General features: G+C 51.8%; 1 pseudogene. It reads left to right on the forward strand.

The annotated features are described in order from the left end of the window. Nucleotides 1–126, forward strand: a pseudogene (locus O2S87_RS19395) (IS5/IS1182 family transposase); the annotation flags it as partial. Nucleotides 127–249 lie beyond the last annotated feature (123 nt).

A 249-nucleotide genomic window follows, 5' to 3' on the forward strand; every position in this document is an offset into this window, starting at 1 on the left:
GCGGAGCAGGCTGGCTGGTCAGGTTCTGCAACAATTGATGCGAGCGGCTTTCAGCGTGACCAAACAAGCTGCTACTATCGAAACCGTGCTGGATTTTCGTTCCACAAGATCAAAACGACAACACTAGCACTACTTCTGGGGTTTAGACTGGAGCCAAGGAGATCTGGGGAGAAACATCGACGAGGTCGGTGCAACTTGTCGGGATCTGCTCAGGTTTGACGAAACTTCAGCTGAGATTCGACGCTCCAA

It is taken from the genome of Halohasta sp. A2 (genome assembly GCF_056175805.1).